Origin of the sequence: Haladaptatus sp. CMSO5, from assembly GCF_036689885.1 — an archaeon.
Taxonomy (GTDB): Archaea; Halobacteriota; Halobacteria; order Halobacteriales; family Halococcaceae; genus QDMS2.
The window spans coordinates 2,480,772-2,499,331 of record NZ_JBAHVW010000001.1 but is presented as its reverse complement, the minus strand read 5'-3'; the positions used below and the strand labels follow the sequence as shown (position 1 = coordinate 2,499,331).

Annotated in this window: 16 protein-coding genes; 8 read left to right on the top strand and 8 right to left on the bottom strand. The window is 60.2% G+C overall.

The window, feature by feature from the left end:
* Nucleotides 1-139: 139 nt before the first annotated feature.
* The 5 genes from V5N12_RS13270 to V5N12_RS13250 all read right to left on the bottom strand — a co-directional run bounded on the left by V5N12_RS13270 (nucleotide 140) and on the right by V5N12_RS13250 (nucleotide 4,983).
* Complete coding sequence (locus V5N12_RS13270) at nucleotides 140-1,744, bottom strand: Ig-like domain-containing protein (RefSeq protein WP_332899644.1); 1,605 nt, start codon at nucleotides 1,742-1,744, stop codon at nucleotides 140-142.
* Between the two features lie 61 nt (nucleotides 1,745-1,805).
* Nucleotides 1,806-2,387: a DUF2150 family protein gene (locus V5N12_RS13265; protein WP_332899643.1), complete on the bottom strand. Its 582-nt coding sequence runs from the start codon at nucleotides 2,385-2,387 to the stop codon at nucleotides 1,806-1,808.
* Between the two features lie 38 nt (nucleotides 2,388-2,425).
* On the bottom strand, nucleotides 2,426-3,262 hold the full coding sequence (locus tag V5N12_RS13260; RefSeq protein WP_332899642.1) for a TatD family hydrolase: 837 nt from the start codon (nucleotides 3,260-3,262) through the stop codon (nucleotides 2,426-2,428).
* A gap of 32 nt (nucleotides 3,263-3,294) precedes the next feature.
* On the bottom strand, nucleotides 3,295-3,744 hold the full coding sequence (locus tag V5N12_RS13255) for an NYN domain-containing protein (RefSeq protein ID WP_332899641.1): 450 nt from the start codon (nucleotides 3,742-3,744) through the stop codon (nucleotides 3,295-3,297).
* A gap of 312 nt (nucleotides 3,745-4,056) precedes the next feature.
* Nucleotides 4,057-4,983 carry a rhodanese-like domain-containing protein gene (locus tag V5N12_RS13250; protein ID WP_332899640.1) on the bottom strand — a complete coding sequence of 309 codons (927 nt, stop codon included), beginning with the start codon at nucleotides 4,981-4,983 and terminating at the stop codon, nucleotides 4,057-4,059.
* Between the two features lie 254 nt (nucleotides 4,984-5,237).
* Here V5N12_RS13250 and gcvT point away from each other — a divergent pair, with 254 nt between their 5' ends.
* From gcvT to V5N12_RS13215, 7 genes are all read left to right on the top strand, one after another.
* Complete coding sequence (gcvT, locus tag V5N12_RS13245; protein WP_332899639.1) at nucleotides 5,238-6,347, top strand: glycine cleavage system aminomethyltransferase GcvT; 1,110 nt, start codon at nucleotides 5,238-5,240, stop codon at nucleotides 6,345-6,347.
* Entirely contained in the window at nucleotides 6,344-6,727 is a 384-nt protein-coding gene (gene gcvH / locus V5N12_RS13240) for a glycine cleavage system protein GcvH (protein ID WP_332899638.1), read from the top strand. The genes gcvT and gcvH overlap by 4 nt, the downstream gene beginning before the upstream one ends.
* Nucleotides 6,728-6,908: 181 nt before the next feature.
* Nucleotides 6,909-8,243 (top strand): aminomethyl-transferring glycine dehydrogenase subunit GcvPA, encoded by a 1,335-nt coding sequence (gene gcvPA, locus V5N12_RS13235; RefSeq protein WP_332899637.1) that lies wholly within the window; start codon nucleotides 6,909-6,911, stop codon nucleotides 8,241-8,243.
* A complete protein-coding gene (gene gcvPB, locus V5N12_RS13230) occupies nucleotides 8,244-9,671 on the top strand; it encodes an aminomethyl-transferring glycine dehydrogenase subunit GcvPB (RefSeq protein ID WP_332899636.1) in 1,428 nt (475 codons plus the stop codon). It abuts the gene before it with no gap.
* Between the two features lie 73 nt (nucleotides 9,672-9,744).
* Nucleotides 9,745-11,100 carry a hypothetical protein gene (locus V5N12_RS13225; protein WP_332899635.1) on the top strand — a complete coding sequence of 452 codons (1,356 nt, stop codon included), beginning with the start codon at nucleotides 9,745-9,747 and terminating at the stop codon, nucleotides 11,098-11,100.
* Between the two features lie 155 nt (nucleotides 11,101-11,255).
* Complete coding sequence (locus V5N12_RS13220; protein WP_332899634.1) at nucleotides 11,256-13,121, top strand: ABC transporter substrate-binding protein; 1,866 nt, start codon at nucleotides 11,256-11,258, stop codon at nucleotides 13,119-13,121.
* 4 nt (nucleotides 13,122-13,125) lie between these two features.
* On the top strand, nucleotides 13,126-13,968 hold the full coding sequence (locus V5N12_RS13215; protein WP_332899633.1) for a phosphatase PAP2 family protein: 843 nt from the start codon (nucleotides 13,126-13,128) through the stop codon (nucleotides 13,966-13,968).
* Here V5N12_RS13215 and V5N12_RS13210 read toward each other — a convergent pair.
* Nucleotides 13,965-14,561, bottom strand: coding sequence for a class I SAM-dependent methyltransferase (locus tag V5N12_RS13210; protein WP_332899632.1), 597 nt, complete (start codon nucleotides 14,559-14,561; stop codon nucleotides 13,965-13,967). The two genes, V5N12_RS13215 and V5N12_RS13210, sit on opposite strands and share 4 nt — an antisense overlap.
* A gap of 321 nt (nucleotides 14,562-14,882) precedes the next feature.
* A complete protein-coding gene (locus V5N12_RS13205; RefSeq protein ID WP_332899631.1) occupies nucleotides 14,883-15,050 on the bottom strand; it encodes a DUF7838 family putative zinc beta-ribbon protein in 168 nt (55 codons plus the stop codon).
* Between the two features lie 351 nt (nucleotides 15,051-15,401).
* On the opposite strand from V5N12_RS13205, the gene V5N12_RS13200 reads away from it, so the two are divergent.
* Complete coding sequence (locus tag V5N12_RS13200; RefSeq protein WP_332899630.1) at nucleotides 15,402-16,895, top strand: TrkH family potassium uptake protein; 1,494 nt, start codon at nucleotides 15,402-15,404, stop codon at nucleotides 16,893-16,895.
* Between the two features lie 23 nt (nucleotides 16,896-16,918).
* Here V5N12_RS13200 and V5N12_RS13195 read toward each other — a convergent pair whose 3' ends face one another.
* Nucleotides 16,919-18,211 carry an MFS transporter gene (locus V5N12_RS13195; protein ID WP_332899629.1) on the bottom strand — a complete coding sequence of 431 codons (1,293 nt, stop codon included), beginning with the start codon at nucleotides 18,209-18,211 and terminating at the stop codon, nucleotides 16,919-16,921.
* Between the last annotated feature and the right edge of the window lie 349 nt (nucleotides 18,212-18,560).

The following is an 18,560-nucleotide window of genomic DNA, read 5'->3' as shown; positions in this document are numbered from 1 at the left end:
CAAGTATATGTGTTTGTCGTCTGGACTATCGACAGGTGTCGAAAATTACGCCACCCAGTGGCATGGCGTCGCGCCCTGACTGGTTGGGGATCATTACGAGAATTAGGTGTTTCCTTTCAAATTTTAGTGGCACGAGACATTACGGTGCGATAAAGTATGTTGCTGATTCACCGCTATCAAATGTGACTGTAATGACCACGAAATCCCCACTCTTGACTTGGAAATCATCATTTGTTCCCTGCTTCGCATTTTTCCAGAACTCAAGATCTACTGTCGTCGTTGCCCCACTTCCAGGTAAGGTAATTTCTGGGTTCAGTGTCTTGAATTCTCCTCCAATATCGAGAGTGGCTGAATTAGACGTCCCAGTTTCACGGATGACGGCATTGTCAGCCGAACCACTCCCAGTTCCTGCTTCGTAATAGAAACTGATACGTGCAGATGTTATATTTGCTTGATCTCCGGTATTTTCTAAAACGAAGGAAACCGTCTGACCATTTTTTCCACTGCCACCAGCAATGCTTGAATTCGTCAACCGAATATCTCCCACCTCTGCCGGATTAATCTCATTCCCCTCGTCACCGTTTCCGGACTCTTCACTCACTTCAATGGTGAAATCCACTCGTTCGTAGTTAGTCGAATTGCCCAGGATGGAGGCAACCACCGTGTCCGATTGCTCCGAAGTCGGGGCCGTGTACCTAAACTCGAACTTCCCGTTCTGGTCGGTTGTGTTTGATATCGGGACGAATTTCGTTTCATTGGACGAATTTACGACGACCCCACTCACCGGGTTGTTGTACCGGTCTTTGACTGTCACTGTAAACCGTTCGCTCGCACCAGGAGTGACCGTCTGATTGGGTTTGTCCGTCGTGATGTACGTCGCGCGCTCCGATTCGACTTGTGTGCCGACGCCGACTTTTGCTAGCCTGAGGTTGTACGTTTCGTCGCCTTTCAAGACGAGGGTAATCGTGTTTGGACTGCCCGGGGTGTAGGTAGTCTCGTCGAGATCAACGAAACCGCCATCGGCCACCGACTGATCTTCGAGAGTTTCGAGCCACTGTTCTTCGCTCATCCGCGTCGGGAGCGTGATGCGAACCGGTCCGGTCGAAGTGTTCGTAATCGCAACCGTCTCAGCGGAGACGCTCACGGGTCGCGCATTTAGCGTAACACTCCCGGTGGTCGATTCTTGGTACTTCCCATCGAGCGTGATGAGGGTTATCTGCCGTCCGTTGACGATGCTCTGGTCTGCGAGGACTCGGTTCGACGAATCCTCGAACTGATTGAACAGAATCGAGTGTTCGTAGCTGGTCGTCGGAGCGTTCCGGTACTCGTTGTAGTTCGGGCGGTACTGGAGGCCCTTCGTCTCGAACTCGTGGCTGGCGACCGTTTCCCAGTACGGATTATCCCCGACTGTAGCCGCATTTTCTATCGAAATCGTCCCGAGAGATACGGTTTCGAGCGTCCCGCCGGGGCGACCCGGATTCACGCTGAACACGCGCTCTGCATATTGGGTGCCAAGCGTGACCGACGCGGGCTGCTCTGTCCCCGTGCCCGCGGTTCTGATGATGGCGTTTCGCATGTCCACCAGCTGGTCTTGCACCTGAAGGTTGTGGTTAAATTCGACTTCCTTGTTGTTCTGTGGAACGACAGTCGCCTGATATAATGACAGTGCGATAATCAACGTTGCAAACAGGAGCACGGCTCCAATCTGGATTGCTTGCCCCCGTTTGTCGCCCCACAGTCGCATGGGCTATATCAGCAGGGAGTCAATAAAAAGTCTCTGCCAACTGACTATCCTGTATTGTGGCTTATTCGTCGTCTTCTTCGACGACTTCGGGGTCGCTCATCGCGTTGTGGAGGCTGTCGAGGCCGTTCACCCACTCGGTGACGAGTCCATATTCGAGTTCCTCTGCGACGGCGAGGTCTAAGTCGTTGCCGCCGATGATGCGCGTCCCGGCCTGCACGCAGTAGCCAAGCGCGGCGTCTAAGTCGTCCTCTGCTTCCGCGTCCCCCGCGGCGACGATGTACTCTTCGACGCTCGCATCCTCGGCCACCCCATCGAGGATGTATTGTTCTGCGGCGTAGAACACACACAGCAGCGAGGTCTGGACGCCGTCAACGAGCATTGCTTTCTCCTCGTCTTCGAACTCGACGTCCGCGAGGACGATTTCTCGAATCTTCGCAAGCTCTTCTTGGGCGGCTTCCGTGTCGATGTCACCGTCTGAGTGGCTAGTGACGACCTTCACAATCGCGATGGCCGTATCGTCCTGCAAGTTGAGCAACAGGCGCGCTGAGTCTTCGTCTTCTGGGTCGATTTCTTCTTGTTGAATCCGGTCTAACCAGTTCTGCCACCGATCCTCAGTGTAGAACTCTCCAGGGGGCGTGCTCATACCGTGGAGAAACGGGTGATACGTGATAAGCCCTGTGTTCAGTAATCTATCGTGTCAATGTCATACACGGCCTTCGGCGTCTCGACGTGTGCGACCCGCACGGCCTCTTCGTGGCCCGATTCGAGCAGCCAGTTCACCCGCCGTGGAACCGTTTTCGGCCCCAACACCGCACCCGGCCGGTCGGGGTCGTCGATGAAATCCGTCTCCATCAAGAACGGCTTGTCTTCGGTGAGCGCGAGTTCGAGCCGGTCTTTATCGGCAAGCACGCTCGGCGTTGGACCGGCGAGTTTGCCTCCTGAATAGTGCTTGACAACCTTGTGTTCGGGAAGCCCCCGGGCTTCGGCCCACTCCGCCACTTCAGACAAATCCTCGCTCGTCTCGGTGTGGAGTTGCACCGCGCAGTCGTGCTCCGCGCCGAGCGCGAATGCGTGTTTCATCACGTCGTTCGACGCCTCCCACACAGCATCTGCAACCTCGTAGTGCGGCCGCCCGGACTTGAGCGCGAGCGCACGCCCGTCGTCGACGAACTCGGCTGCCACGTCGAGGCCGGTCTGCATCAAGTCGCGCGCTTCTGCAGGGGAGCAGTCGCGTTCGCCAACCAGCCGCGAGATGAGCGCCGGGTGGACGCCGAGGACGGCCCACGCGCGCCCATCCAGAAGTTCCGTCGCCTGCTCGACCGCGCCGACGGTCAACTCGAACACCTCGCGGAAATCGGCTGGGCCATCGACCTCGCGGTCGAGCAGGTGCCACGACGGCTTGTTGACGACGAGCAGGTGGGTGCCACCGGCGCGCGCGAAGTCTTTGACGGCTTCCTCGTTTCGACCGTACACCGGGTCAAGGTGCATATGATTGTCGAGAATCGGGGTGTCGGGCATAGCTGAGTGCGGGGCGCGCACGAAAAAAGGTCTTACTCGATGGTGACGGAATCGTGGGCGGCGTTGCGCAACGCGTCAGAGCGACCGTGTTCGCCCGGTGCGATGGCGAGTGTGCGCACGCCGTGGCGCGAGGCCATTTCGAGCAATGGTTTGAAATCCGTATCCCGAGAGGCGATTGCGAGGACGTCAATCGATTCGGTGACGATGAACTCGGTCGCGTCGACGGCGAGTTTCACGTCCACGTCGCCGCTCGTGATGATGACCTCGAAGCCGCGGGCTTCTGCGGCTTGAATGAGCGCAGGCGTCGCGTGTTCGTCGAGATAGAGTCGTCGCGTCGCAAGCCACCCCGCCTCCATTCCCGCCTCACGGACATCGTCTAAGTCAACACTAAACTCGTCGCGCAGCATGTTCGGTCCATCGACGAACAACCCCACTTTGGGTTCGTCACGGTCACCGAACGCGTCTTCTGTCAGACCGGACATGGCTCTGCTACGGCCGGTAGATTAAAAGTGGTGGCGATTGCCAAACCCGTCAGGTATGCTGAATTTGGGGTAAAACGGCGTGTCCCGCGAAGGGGGGTCGCGCGGACACGGTGAGTGTGGATTCCGCACGGGAGCAGCCCGTGAGGGGTGTCCCACGCCGGTGGGGGCGACGGGGACGAGGAGCGGGTGTCCCGCGTGGGATTTGGTCCCACGAGGACGGGATGACAGACACGTGCCGGTGGATGACAGACACATGTGAGCTGTGGCGAGCCATGGGGTGTGGCAGGCCGGTGCAGTCGGGATGCGACTGCGTTATTCGACGGTTCCGTCGGTGGTGACGGAGCCTTCGGTGAGCGCACCGAGCGTCGCCTGCAGTTCGTAGGCGGGCGTCTCGATGGTCACTTCGGTGTCGGCGGAGACGTTGACGAACCGGATGTTGAGCTCGTAGCTGCCGTCGTCTGCGATTTCGGTCGCTTCTTTCTGGTCTTGGTAGTAGGCCCACGCGGCCTCACCGGCGTACTCGGCGTCAACTTTGCCGGTGACCGTCCACGTCTTCGGTGCGTCCTTTGGGCTGCTCCCTTTCATCGGGTAGCCCGCAGAGCGCCACGCGCCGTAGCCCTCGTAGACGACGTACACGTTTTCGTAGCCTTCCTCTTTCAGCGCGGCGGCGCGAATCGAGGAGAGGTGGTGTGGGCAGTCACAGTAGGCGACGATTTTGTCTTCCTTTGGCCAGCTTGCGACCGGGTCGTTCTCCATGTCGCTCTTTGCGGGGCTGACGACCGCGCCGTAGATGTGCGAAACGTTGTACTCAGACTGACTGCGGGCGTCTAAGAACCGTGCCTCGCCGCGGACGTACCAGTAGTACGCAACGTCGAACGGAACGAGCGTAATTTCGGTGCCGTCGATGGTATTTAACTCCCACCGCGAGTCGTCGATTTCGACGTCTTCGAGCTGCATGTCGAATTCGGGTGGGTAGCCGTCTTCTGGAGTGGAGTCTTCCGGAAGCTCCATCTCGTTGGTCGGCCCATCGAACGCGAGGCGACCATCGGCGTCGGTTTCGACCGTCACCTTCGCCTGCTCGGTGGTGGTCTGTGCCGTGGTCGTCGTCTCGTTCTCGGTCGTACCCGCTGCTGTCGTCGTGTCTGAGTTGCCGCTGCTCGAACAGCCAGCGAGTCCGGCGAGCGCGGCCACACCAGACACTTGAATGAAGCGTCGGCGGGTCGTGTTTCGGTTCGTCATCGTCAGTTTCGCCGTACAAAGACAACCCCCATTATTATAGGCTGAGTAAGGCCGTGAAACTGGAAACTTACCCCGTCCATAATGGTGTGTGCGACTCTCATGCATGTGATTTTGCCGGTGATCGAAATCATCGGCGTAACCGTTCAAAACACCAGTATTGTGAAAAGTACACAACTTCAACAGTTCGGTGCCGTGGCAACAGCCCGCACACGCAACTCCAAAACGTTACTTGGCGGCGGTGCGACCGGACAGGTATGGGCCTTCTGCAACCACCACTGCACGGCGTCCACGACGCCCGCGGTGCGAAGTTTACCGAGTTCGGCGGCTGGGATATGCCCGTCGAGTTCGACTCCATTCGAACCGAACACGACAGCGTTCGGGAGGCCGCCGGCATCTTCGACGTGAGTCACATGGGCGAAATCACCGTCTCCGGCCCCGACGCCGAGACGCTCATGCAACGGCTCACCTCGAACGATGTGACGGCGCTCTCTCCGGGCGACGCACAGTATTCGATGATTACGAACGACGACGGCATCATCTTAGACGACACCGTCGTCTACCGCCTGCCCGAGGACGTAGACGGTGACTATCTGTTCATCCCGAACGCGGGCCACGACGAACAGATGGAACGGCGTTGGAAGCAGTACCGCGACGAGTGGGACCTCGATGCCGCCGTCGAAAACGTCACGACCGACTGGGCGATGTTCGCCCTACAAGGCCCAGAGGCAGAAGACCTGCTCATGGCCGCGGTCGATGACCATGCGCCAGCAGAGCCAACCGTCGTCCAGGACCTCCGGAAGTTCACGGCGGCGACCGTCGAGTTGGACGGCGCACAGTGCATCGTCGCGCGCACCGGCTACACGGGCGAAGACGGCTTCGAAATTCTCGCGCCGTGGGACGACGCCGAAGCGGTGTGGTCGCTGTTCGATGTCCAACCCTGCGGACTTGGCGCCCGCGACACCCTCCGCATGGAGATGGGCTTTCTCCTCTCGGGACAGGACTTCCATCCCGACGAAAACCCACGGACGCCGTACGAAACCGGCCTCAGCTTCACCGTCAAACTCGATACGGACTTCATCGGCCGCGACACGCTCGAAGCCCAACAGGCAGAGGGCGTAGCCGAGAAGTTCGTTGGCTTCCAGCTCGTCGAACGCGGCGTGCCCCGACACGGCTACGATATTACTAACACGGATGAGGAGCATATCGGCACAGTGACGAGCGGGACGATGAGCCCAACGCTGGGCGAACCCATCGGGCTTGGGTACGTTCCCGTTTCATACGCAGAGCCAGAGACGACGATTCACGTCCTCGTCCGCGGCAAACCAAAGAAAGCAGTCATCAAATCACTCCCCTTCAACCAATGACATTCGAAATCCCAGACGACCTCAAGTATCAGGAATCACACGAGTGGGTGCGCCAAGCCGGTAGCACCGCAAAAATCGGCATCACCGACTTCGCTCAGGACGAACTCGGCGACATCGTGTTCGTTGAACTCCCCGCCGTTGGCGACGACGTGAGTCAGGGCGCGGAGTTCGGCGTGGTCGAATCCATCAAAGCCGTCTCCGACCTCTATGCTCCGGTTTCGGGCACGGTCACGGCCGTCAACGAGCAGGTGTTCGACGCGCCTGAACTCGTAAACGACGACCCGTACGGCGACGGCTGGATGCTCGAACTCGAACTCGCAGACGAGAGCGAACTCGACTCCCTGCTCACCCCCGAAGCGTACGCAGACCAAATCGCGTAACGACGCGACCGCTTTTTCGTGTGGCCCGGTGCCGTGACCCAATGCACAGACATGTATCGCGGACGCGCTCGCTCACAGTCGATACACACTGTCGTGATAATCGACGCAATCATATGCCATTGTCTGTAACACCCAACCATCGTGCGGCCACAAACCGGACAACAGCGTTTCTTTGCAAACTATGAGTGACTCAGCAACCCCAGGCAGTCCGTTCGCTCCGCATACGCCAGCAGAGACGCAGGCGATGCTCGACGTACTCTCCGTCGCGAGCGAAGAGGAACTGTTCGACATTCCAGACGACATCAAATTCGACGGCAACTTTGGCATCCAACAGCGCAGTGAACAGAACGTTCGCGCACGCGCAGAAAAGATGCTAAATCGCAACGCCTCGCTCACCGAGTTCCTCGGCCGGGGTCACTACAGCCACTACATCCCGTCGCTCGTCGACAACCTCTCGATTCGCTCTGAGTTCCTGACCTCGTACACCCAGTACCAACCCGAAGTCGCACAGGGCTTCCTGCAGGTGCTGTTCGAATACCAGTCGATGCTGGTTGAACTCACGGGCCTCGAAATCGCCAACTGTTCGATGTACGACGCGGCCACCGCGCTCGGTGAGGCGGCCACCCTCGCAAACCGCCTGCGCCAGACCTCTGGCCACCGCGTGCTCGTCCCCGAGGTCATCGCTGCGGGACGCCGCGACGTGCTCGAAAACTACGTCGGCGGCTCTGAGATGGTCGTCGAATCCTACGCGATGGCAGACGGCAACGCAGACCTAGACGCCCTCGCAGAGATTATCGATGACGACGTGGTCATGATTTACGCGGAGAATCCAACCGTCCGGGGAACCATCGAAGAAGGCCTCACAAAACTTGGCAAACTCGCCCACGATCACGACGCGATTTTCACCCTCGGCAGCGACCCAGTCGCGCTCTCCCTGCTCGAAAAGCCGTCCGCTGTCGGCGCAGACGTCGTGGTGGGCGACGCTTCGACGCTCGGCATCCCAACGAGTTACGGCATGGGTCTCGGCATCTTCGCCTGCCGCGAGAAATTCCTCCGGCAAGTTCCCGGCCGTCTCGTTGGCATCTCAGAGGATTCGGCGGGCATGCGCGCGTACACGCTCACCCTCCAGACACGCGAACAGCACATCCGCCGCGAGCGCGCCACGTCGAACATCTGCTCGAATCAGGCGTGGGTTGCGCTCCGTGCGGCGATGCACATCGCGATGCTCGGCCCGGACGGCCTCGTCGACCTCGCAAAAGACTGTGTGACGCGCCCGGACGAACTCGCAGAACGACTCGATAGCATCAGCGGCGTCCAAGCGCCGGTGCACGACCGCTATCACTTCCGCGAGTTCGTCGCCCACACCGACCAACCGGCCGCGGCTATCGTCTCAGACCTCGCGGCGAAGGGCTTTGCCGTCCACCAAGTCGGCGAACACGAAGTCCAAGTGTGTGTCACCGAAACGAACGCCGTCTCCGTCGATGAGTTCGTCGCGGCATTCACGGAGGTTGCCTAGATGTTCTACGACCAAGCCCGCTGGACGGACGACTCAGGCGACGTGTACGAGCCACTCCTCTCAGAGAAGAGTTCGAAAGACGTGACAATCGAGGACTCGCCGCTTCCGTCCTCGCTCACGCGCGACTCACTCGAACTCCCTGACCTCTCTGAACCGGAGCTTGCGCGCCACTACACCCGGTTGAGCCAGATGAACTACGGCATCGAGTCGGGGCCGTTCCCACTTGGCAGTTGTACGATGAAATACAACCCCAAATTCACCGACGATATCTCGACGATTCCGGCCGGAGCCGTCCACCCAGAACGCCCCGACGAGACGATTCAGGGAACCCTCGAACTGCTCTACAAACTCCAAAACTACCTCGGGCGCATCGGTGGCATGGACGCCGTCACGCTCCAGCCACCCGCGGGCGCGGCCGGTGAGTTCACGGGCATCCTCATCGCCAAAGCCTTCCACGAGGAAAACGGCGACGATGAGCGCACGGAAATCATCATCCCGGATTCGGCACACGGAACCAATTTCGCAACCGCGGCACTCGCGGGCTACGACGTCGTTTCCATCCCGAGCAACGACGACGGGCGCGTCGACGTAGACGCCCTCGAAGCCGCGGTCTCGGAGAAGACGGCGGCGCTCATGCTCACGAACCCGAACACGCTTGGGCTGTTCGAGCGGGACATCGAGCACATCGCGCAAGTCGTCCACGACGCCGGCGGCCTGCTCTACTACGACGGCGCGAACCTGAACGCCCTGCTCGGCCGGGCGCGCCCCGGCGACATGGGCTTCGACATCATGCACTACAACGTCCACAAGACGTTCGCTACGCCACACGGCGGCGGCGGGCCGGGTGCCGGGCCGGTCGGGGTCACAGAACGCCTGAAAGAGTTCCTCCCGCGCCCGCACATCAAGCGCCACAAGGGTGGCTTCAAACTGTACGACCCGGAACAGTCGATTGGGAAGGTCCACGGCTTCCACGGCAACTGGCTCGTCCTCGTCCGGGCGTTCGCCTACATCGACCGCCTTGGCGACGCTGGCCTCTCGGATGCGAGTGCGAAAGCGGTGCTTAATGCGAACTATCTCGCAAGCCAGATAGAGTACGAGGTGCCCTACGGGCCGTTCCACCACGAGTTCGTCGCCAGCGCTGGCGACCAAGACGCCGCGGACGTGGCAAAGCGCATGCTCGACTTCGGCGTCCACCCACCGACGACGAAGTGGCCGGACATCGTCTCGCAGGCGCTCATGACCGAGCCGACGGAAATCGAAAACCGTGAGACGTTAGACCAGCTCGCCACCGCGTTCAACAACGTGGTTGGCGAAGACACGGAGGTACTCGAAGCCGCACCGAATCGGACGGCCGCGCGCAGAATCGACCAAGTACAGGCCGCTCGCAACCCACAACTCTCGTGGCACGCGCTCGACACTGACGAATAACCAACAGTCAGTTAATTCCGATTGTTTTGTTACCAAATAAATAAAGTAGGGTATGCCCATACTCCCCATATGGATGATTGACAAACTCGACCGACGACGAGTACTCATCCTCTCTGCCGCCGTAATCGTCGTCCTCTCGCTGCTGGTTTTCGCCAATCCGACGACGGTTCAAGACGCCTCTCGGGTTTCTACGCTTCAACAAACCCCCGAAGGCGTCCACCTCGTCGAACCCGACGCCAACAGCACGGCCAGACTGTGGCCGTACACGAGTCGGTCGCACTCGTTCAGCGAGCGCACGCTTCCAATCAACATGATTGTCACCGGCAACGCGACGCGGGTTCGCTATATTTTGATGGAACAAACGGACGCAGAGTGGAACGTCACGCGAGACGAGTGGGTTCCCGCCCAACCTGAGAAACCCGTTGCCCAACAGCCCGGCCCGCGCATCGACTGGGGGAGTACGCGTGGCGCAGACCGCTACGTCTACATCCACAACCCCGCCGGACAGACCGGCGAAACCGGCGTCGACCCGACGAATGAGGGTGGTATCTGGGTTCCAGAGACCTACCAGGTCCACGACGGCACGTATCTCGGCACGCGCACGCACATCCGCCTCTACTCGGGTGGTTCGGGCGAATCTGCGTGGACGGCCATGCAAATCCACCACGAACACTGGGACTGGTTCCGGCTTCGTCACACCGTTGGCAGCCTCGAAAAAGGCCGGACTGAAGTCGAACGCGACCTCATCGGTGCGCCATTCGTGACGGACGTCACGAGAGAGTACCACGCAACGCGCCGCACCATCGACGCGGACGGCTGGACGACCATCATTGACCTCGATGAGGGGTATCGAAGCGGTGTCGGAGTGGACGAGACGAACTCGACTGCGATGTCGCTCGCCCCACTGCTCGGCCTCGCGTTGGTTCCCGCATTCGCCCGGCGCGTCGACGGCGTTCTAGACGAGGTGCGCGAGCGCAGCGCGCAGTGGCCGCTTCCGCCCCGGAGCGTGCTCTTGTTCGGGTCGATGGTCGCCATCATGCTGGCCGTCAGAATCGGTGCCGTAACCGTCGAATCGTGGGGTATCACGGAGTCGCCAAAGCTCATCGCGGCGTTCTTCTACCCGCTGCTCGCGGCCGGGATTCCGCTCACGGCGTACCTCCTTGCCAAGCCGCTCGAACGCGACGATGCGTTCTTCCTCGCGATGTTCGGCCTCGGCTTCGGGATTCTCGCAGACTACGCCTACATCGGCATCGAGGTGATTCCGGTGAACGTCATGCTCCACCGCATCGTCCTCTCGGTGGCAATTGGCATCATCGCGGCTGGCGGCGCGCGCTACGGGGCAGGTGACGGCCGATTTAATCGCCACTTTATCGGCGGCGTCGTCCTCTGGGTGTGCTCGCTCGTCTGGCCACTGCTCGGGTGGGTGTAAGAAATCTATAATCTTTTTAGGGTTCACGCAGTAGGACGAAACACGTCAACGAGACTGTATTAGGCCCCTCGTAGTAACTGTGTAGTAAACGCTTTCACTACGAAAGCGTCTGACTCTCATGAACGACGCCGATATCGATTTCGGCCACCTTCACCATGTCCCCTGACCCCCCATCTCCGTCTGTCCCTTCACCGCCGTCCCTTCGACGCCGCGACCTGCTCGCCGGACTCGCGGGCGGTGGCCTCCTCGCCACCAGCGGGTGTATCCGCCAGCTTCGCTCGCTCGCCAACCGCGACACACCAGAGCAGATTTCACTCTCGATAAAGACCGTGCCAGCGGATGCTGACCCCCGGTCTACGCGCATTGCGCGACAGCTCTCGTCGAACCTGAACGCGGTCGGCATCGAGACCTCGATCGTCCCGATGACCGAAGAAGAACTCCTGCGTGATACGTTGTTGAACCAGTCGTTCGACATCTACGTGATGCGCCATCCAGCGACCGACGGGGATACGTTTCTCTACTCGTTGCTCCACTCGCGGTTCGACGCTGAACCCGGGTGGCAGAACCCGTTTGGCTACGCGAATCTCGGCGTTGACGACCTCCTTGACACCCAGCGCCGACAGGCGGGCACCGCGCGGGTAAAAACCCTCCACGAAACACAGTCGGCCGTCGCCCGCGACCAGCCGTTTACGCCTGTTGCCATCCCAAACGAGATACGCGCGACCCAAGGCGACCGCTTTGCTGGCTGGTCTGCGGCTGACATGCACTCGACGCTTGGCTATCTCCGGCTTCGAACGACAGTGGACGTCGCAGACCCGACGACACCCACGAATCAAACCACGAACGAGACGGCCACCACCCAAGAGACGACCCAGCCGCCGCTTCGGATGACGCTCAAAGACTCGCGGGCGACGCGCAACCTAAACCCAATCGCCGTTGAGTTCCGCGGCGACGGCGACATCACCGACCTGTTGTACGACCCGCTCGCTCGCCGCATCGACGGCGACCTCGTCCCGTGGCTCGCAAGTTCGTGGGAGTGGATGGCGTCGTCCGAAACCGGCCCGACCGCAGAACTCACCCTCCGCGACGACCTCCAGTGGCACGACGGCACGTCCATCACCGCAGCGGACGTTTCCTTTACCTACAGATTCCTCAATGACACGTCGGTCGGAGAGTTGGAGAGTCCGGTTCCAGCACCGCGATTCCGTGACCGCTCTTCGCTCGTGGCCGACGCAGTTGAAACGGGCGACCGCACCGTCCGCATCGAGTTCGAAGCCGTCAGCCGCGACGTGGCAACGGCGGCGTTCACGCTTCCACTGCTCCCAAAGCACATCTGGGAGACGAAAACAGGGCAGGCGACGATTGCCGGCCTCGACACTGGTGGCGGTGTGACCGAGGCACTCATCTGGAGCAACGAACAGCCCATCGGTTCGGGACCGCTGCGATTCGAGAGCTCGGAAGCCGGAGCCTCGCTGACGCTCGTTCCGTTCACAGAACACTTTCTCAGCCAGGGTGAGTTCGAGGGGCCACTCGCCCCGTACCAAGGTGGGTTCGAGCCGTCGGAACTCGAATTCACCGTCGTGCCCTCCGACGGAGCCGCCCTTGCGCTGCTAGAAGAAGACGAAGTCGATGCGACGGCCTCGCCACTCGGTGCTGATGTCATCGCAGATATTGGCAGCTCCGATGCACTCAGACTGCACGTCTCGAAGCCCTCGGCGTTCTATCACGTCGGATTTAACGTGCGCGAGTCGCCGCTCAGCAACCCGCGCTTTCGCCGAGCGGTTGCGCAACTGCTCGACAAGCAGTACATCGTAAGCGAGGTGTTCGGTGGCTATGCAGAGCCAATCGCCTCGCCGCTTGCCCCGTATCCCGAGGTCGCACCGAGTCTGGTCTGGACGGACACGGACCCCGAACTCCCCTTCCCAGGCGAGGACGGCACGCTCGACGTGGAACTCGCAAAAGAGTCCTTCCGGGAGGCGGGCTTTCGATACAACGAATCTGGCGAACTCCTGAGGCGATAATCACATGGCACTACTCGACATCCTCGTATATCTCGCGGCCGGCGTTGGCGTTATGATTGCCGTTGGCTCGATTACGTTCATCGGCCCCACCAAACTCTCGTTGCTGCGCGAGACGTGGCGGACGCGCCTGCGTGAGGCGGGCCCGTATCTTGGTTTACTCCTCGGCATCCTCGGCATCAACAAGGTAGCGAGGCAGGTTGGCCCCGAAATATCGTGGGTGGTCGGCCTCAATATCACAAGTTACATCTACCAGCTAGAGGGCGACTTCGTCGCGTTCATCCAGTCGATTGCGAGCGACCAGTTCACGATGTACTTCTCCTTTATCTACCTCTATGGCTACGTGTTCTTGCTCGTCTTCCCGTTCGTGCTCACGTTTGCGATGCGGGATACGAAACACCTGAAACAGACGGCCGTTGCCTTCGCGCTCAACTACTCACTCGGCCTCGTGTTCTACATCCTGTTCGTCTCGTATGGGCCACGAAACCTGATTCCTGACCTCGTTGACCCGCTCATGTACTCGATGTACCCACAGTCACAACTGCTCACGGGTGAGGTCAACTCGAACACGAACGTCTTCCCGTCGCTTCACACCTCACTGTCGGTGTCGGTGGCGTATCTCGCGTGGTTCACACGCGAGGAGTACCCCTACTGGCTGCCAACGAGCATCTTCCTCGCTGTAAGCGTGGTGACCGCGACGATGTACCTCGGCATCCACTGGGGAACTGACGTCGTCGCCGGAACGATTCTCGGCCTCGGGAGCGTCCACATCGCGCGCCACCACTACGAGGTGTTCGAGTTCCTACGAAAAGACCCGTGGAAGTTGCCCGTGTTGAACCGGCTTCGCTAGGCCTTTTCTTCTCGTTCGAACACCAGCGCGTAGTGGTACGGTGGCACGTCGAGCGTTTCTACCAGTTCGAACCCAGCCGGAACGACGGCTGTGGTCGTCTCTGCTGGCGTCAGCCGAAGGGCTTCGGGCGGGCCCCGAGCCTTTCCAGCGACGACCGTTTCACTCCGGGGCAGGTCGTGCCAGTTGACGACGATGAACCGTCCCTCGCGGTTGAGGGCGCGTCGAATCTCTGCGGCAAATTCGGTCTGGTCTTCGACGCCGTGGAACGTGTTCGCCATGAACGCCACGTCCACCGGCGGGATGTGGTCGCTGAGCGAGCGGGCGTCACACCGGACGCAAGTGACGGTTTCGATGCCACGCTCGTTGAGTTCTGCTCGCAACTGCGCGAGGAGTGATTCGTCGAGGTCAACTGCATAGAGTGGCTCTTCGAGCAGCTTCGCGGCGGGAATCGTGAAATAGCCGTTGCCACAGCCAACATCCACGAGCTGTTCACCCGGGAGAACACCGACCCAATCTAACAGTCCGGTTGGGTCAGGCCAGAGTTCGCTCCACCAGTCCCAATCTGGCTGTCGCGTGTGCTGAAATCGGCTCACACCGGCTCCTCGGTGTCGATACGCTTCAACGCCTCGGCTAAGACCACAGCAACCCCAATTTGATATCCTACTATAGGGTTTATGAGTTGGGTGTGGGAGGTGAAACTGTGCGCTCACAACCGACAAATTCGTCCCGCAGACCGACTTCTGCCCCAATTTCGCCCCCAACTGCCGGCCAGTGTGAGGTGACCGCTCACTTGTCGGAAAATAGCTTGGAGACTGTCTGCAAACCTACACCTGTGTTTCTACCGCCCGAACCCCCGGAGTTTGGCGGACACTGTCGGCACTCGACGGTTGGTGTTTCTGAAAACTGCGTGTGGTCTACGCGGAGACGCTTGAGTCGATGCCGTTGATTTTGATGAAGGCGTAGTTGCACTCGGGGCAGCGCCACTTGGTCTTGGTTCCGAGGTGAACCGTCATGCTGGCTGCCTTGTAGAAGACGCGGGTTTCCCCACAGTGTGGGCAGTCGTGTTCGAGTTCGAGGCTCATAATTTCGTATCTATCGCCAGCCCAATTGAACGTACTGGTTCGTGTATCTGCAGGCTCTGTCCACGCACGCCCTAAAGTCGAAGGCACCCCACATGCGGAGCGAGCCGTCGCTCAAACACTCTTGATCCAGCCACGCCCACCCTGTATAAACTCCATGACACTATACTAATTCAGTCGTTGCGGGTGTCGACGGGTGTCTTTGTTCGGAGGCCGACGTATCGCTTTTTAGTAGACGACAGACAATCAGTTGGAAATGAGTATCTTCGAGAGACCAGCGATGTCTGCACGTGTCGTGGATGGTTCGAGCGCTGCTGACGCGACAGCAGTTGCTGAGTCCACCCCGCCCGACACATGAAACCACGAGTCGATTGGCGCGTCAGCGTTCGGTTGGTTGGAACGATTCTCAAGTGGTTGTGGGTTCCGTTTCTCATCCCACTTGGAATCGCTCTGTACGACGCCACGTCGGTGATTCCGTTCGTCGTCCCAATGGGGGGAACCGCCCTTGTTGGCCTCGGACTCGAACAGCTCACTGACCGGCGCGACCTGGGTCCCCGAGAGGGTTTTTTGATGGTTTCGCTTATCTGGTTGAGTATGGCAATCGTCGGGGCGGTGCCGTTCATCCTCGCGGGCGAAGGTGCGCTCGCCGCGCCGGTGAACGCGCTGTTCGAGGCGATGAGCGGTATCACCACGACCGGTGCGACCGTTATCTTGGACTTTGAGATTCACTCACGGGCGATTCTCATGTGGCGGGCCGTCCTCCAGTGGCTCGGTGGACTGGGTATTCTCGTCCTCGCAACGGCGGTCCTCTCCCAGCTCTCAGTTGGTGGCGCACAGCTCATGGAGACGGAAACCCAGACGCGGGATATCAACAAACTCACGCCTCGCATCTCGGAGACAGCCGGGTTAATCTGGCAACTGTACCTCGGCTTGACTGGGGTGAATATCGCCACCCTCTACGGGCTCCACGTGGTCGGACTTGCCCCGGAAATGACCTTTTACGACGCAGTGGCCCACGCGTTCACGACAATTTCGACGAGTGGGTTTTCCCCACGCGCCGAGAGTCTCGCGGCGTTTTCTCCGGCCGTGCAGTGGGCGACCATCCCGTTTATGGCACTCGGCGCGACGAGTTTCATCCTCATCTATTTCGTCATCCACGGGAACACAGCCCGCCTGCGCCAAAGCGACGAGTTTCGCTTCTACGTGAGCATCCTTGCGGTGTTCACCCTGGGCGTCGGTGGTATTCTTCTCGCCGATGGTCCGCACACCGGTCTCGAGGAGATCGCACGCCACTCACTGTTTCAGGTTGTCTCCATCGTGACGACGACCGGCTACGCGAGCACCGACTTCAACCTCTGGTCGTCGGGGGCGAAACACCTCCTGTTCGTTTGTATGTTTATCGGTGGAATGGCGGGGAGTACCACTTGTTCGATTAAGGCGCTGCGCTGGCTGGTCGTCTTGAAGGCATTCCGGCGAGACCTGTTTATCGCTGGTCACCCACGCGTCATCAGGCCCGTTCGACTGAGCGGGGGTGTGGTCTCAGAGGAGACTATCCGTGACATCTACGCCTATACACTCGTGAGCCTCGTTATCTTCATCATCGCGACGATTTTCGTCGTCGTCAACTCCTCGCGTGTGGCGTCACCGATCACTGAGTTCGAAGCGATGAGCGCTGCCGCGTCCACCTTCTTCAACGTCGGGCCTGCGTTCGGTGTCGCTGGGCCGTTCGAGAGCTACGAACCGTTCCCCGAAACGACCAAACTACTCATGACGTTCCTCATGTGGGTCGGCCGAATCGAAATCATCCCCGTGCTCGTACTTCTTACTCCCTCGTACTGGCGCGGGTGACCTGCCAAGGCGGGGTTCGGTTGCTATTCCCCGTCGAGTTCTGTTGGCCTCGTCACGCCGAATGCGGCTGGGTCTGCGTCAGCGACTGAGGGAAGGCGTCGAAGCCGCGGGCGGAGCAGAATATATAGCCCGGTGAACCCGCAGCCGAACGCGGCCAACCCCATCGTGGTAGTCGTTCCGAGCATCTCCGCGACGAACCCACCTACGAGTGAACCAAGCGGTAGGGTTGCCCCCGACGCAGTTCCTTTGGTTGACGACACGCGCCCGAGCAGGTCAGCCGGAAACACGGTTTGATTCAGCGTCGAGGAAAGCACGCCGCCAATGCCAATGGGAATCCACGCGAGACCGAACAGGACGATGGTGAGCGCGGGCGTTGGGGCGAACGCCGACGCAGCCCAGCAACCTGCGCCAAACGAGTGGCCGATGAGCAACAGCCAGCCGTACGACACTCGTTCGAACGCCGGTGCGACGAGCGAGCCGACGAGTCGGCCGATACCGAGCGCACCGAGCAGGAGACCGTAGATGAGAGGGCCGCCCCGTCCGGCTCCGAACGCCGGGAGGAGTGCGAGCGTCACGCCAGTCGTGAAGTTCGCCACCGCGGTCATGAGCACGAATTCGACAAACACGGTTCCGCGAAGCACGTCGATGCCAGCCCGCAGGTCATCGAGGTAGGATTGAAGGATGGACTCCTCCTCGCCGTCCGGCGTGCCACAGTCAACAGTCGGCGGTGGCACGGCAATCCCGGCGAACAACAGTCCGGCGACGGCAAACGTCACTGAGTCGAACAGGAACAGCGTCGTCGCGCCGAAGACGGCGATGAACGCCGCGGAGAGTGCATCGAACACCATGTCGAGTCCGAGTGTGATGGTTGCGAGCGCGGAATTGGCCCGCGAGAGCCGTGGCTTGGTGACGAGACGCGGCACGAGCGTCGCTTGCATCGGTGACATCACCAGCGTCGCAAGTGTCAGGAGCGGAACGACCGCGAGCAAGACGCCGACGCTCAGCCGTCCCGTCACCGCGGCAAGTGGGAGTGCGAGTACGACGACGCCTTGGAGGACTTGCGAGCCGACGAGAAGGGGCTTGAGCGGGAGTCGGTCTACGACCGGCCCGGCGAGTATCTGTAAGAGCCACGGGAGCAACAACAGCGAATTTGCGATACCCGTGAGGACGGTCGAGCCGCTGAGGTCGAAGACGAGCCACAGGACAGCGACAGTGTAGAGGCTGTCTCCGGCGTTCGTCACGAACTGTCCGACGAAAAACCGCCGGAAGTTACGATTGCGCCACAACGACGATGCTTCCGGCGTGTTTGTGGTCATTCTGGACCACCGCCAGTGGCTCCAATCCGCGAGTCGAGCGGGTGGTGTGAACGTGGGCGATGCGTCTGTTGTTTGAGGAGCGTTGCAAGGTCGGATGAGCACCGGCTGTGTGCCGGGAACTCAGCGAATGTCGGCATGTGCGTGTGTGTTCGGTCGAAAAAGTGCGACTACAGAACGTAGCGAAGCGAACCCGAGTGCTGCGGCTATCGGGCTACCCGCGAAGCGTGAGGCGCGAGCGGATTGAACACCGGATTACGCACAAGCCGGTCGGTCATCAAGGGGTCACTCGAAACATCTATGACACGACATTTGTATTTGACGGTGCGCTCACACAAAGAGCGGATTCAGT

What these genes read in the sequence shown, in the direction of transcription:
- gcvT (WP_332899639.1), top strand. Translation starts at nt 5,238, where the DNA reads ATGGGCCTTCTGCAACCACCACTGCACGGCGTCCACGACGCCCGCGGT.
- V5N12_RS13250 (WP_332899640.1), bottom strand. Translation starts at nt 4,983, where the DNA reads ATGACGAACCGAAACACGACCCGCCGACGCTTCATTCAAGTGTCTGGT.
- V5N12_RS13215 (WP_332899633.1), top strand. Translation starts at nt 13,126, where the DNA reads ATGGCACTACTCGACATCCTCGTATATCTCGCGGCCGGCGTTGGCGTT.
- V5N12_RS13205 (WP_332899631.1), bottom strand. Translation starts at nt 15,050, where the DNA reads ATGAGCCTCGAACTCGAACACGACTGCCCACACTGTGGGGAAACCCGC.
- gcvPA (WP_332899637.1), top strand. Translation starts at nt 6,909, where the DNA reads ATGAGTGACTCAGCAACCCCAGGCAGTCCGTTCGCTCCGCATACGCCA.
- V5N12_RS13265 (WP_332899643.1), bottom strand. Translation starts at nt 2,387, where the DNA reads ATGAGCACGCCCCCTGGAGAGTTCTACACTGAGGATCGGTGGCAGAAC.
- gcvPB (WP_332899636.1), top strand. Translation starts at nt 8,244, where the DNA reads ATGTTCTACGACCAAGCCCGCTGGACGGACGACTCAGGCGACGTGTAC.
- gcvH (WP_332899638.1), top strand. Translation starts at nt 6,344, where the DNA reads ATGACATTCGAAATCCCAGACGACCTCAAGTATCAGGAATCACACGAG.
- V5N12_RS13200 (WP_332899630.1), top strand. Translation starts at nt 15,402, where the DNA reads ATGAAACCACGAGTCGATTGGCGCGTCAGCGTTCGGTTGGTTGGAACG.
- V5N12_RS13270 (WP_332899644.1), bottom strand. Translation starts at nt 1,744, where the DNA reads ATGCGACTGTGGGGCGACAAACGGGGGCAAGCAATCCAGATTGGAGCC.
- V5N12_RS13195 (WP_332899629.1), bottom strand. Translation starts at nt 18,211, where the DNA reads ATGACCACAAACACGCCGGAAGCATCGTCGTTGTGGCGCAATCGTAAC.
- V5N12_RS13220 (WP_332899634.1), top strand. Translation starts at nt 11,256, where the DNA reads ATGTCCCCTGACCCCCCATCTCCGTCTGTCCCTTCACCGCCGTCCCTT.
- V5N12_RS13260 (WP_332899642.1), bottom strand. Translation starts at nt 3,262, where the DNA reads ATGCCCGACACCCCGATTCTCGACAATCATATGCACCTTGACCCGGTG.
- V5N12_RS13255 (WP_332899641.1), bottom strand. Translation starts at nt 3,744, where the DNA reads ATGTCCGGTCTGACAGAAGACGCGTTCGGTGACCGTGACGAACCCAAA.
- V5N12_RS13225 (WP_332899635.1), top strand. Translation starts at nt 9,745, where the DNA reads ATGATTGACAAACTCGACCGACGACGAGTACTCATCCTCTCTGCCGCC.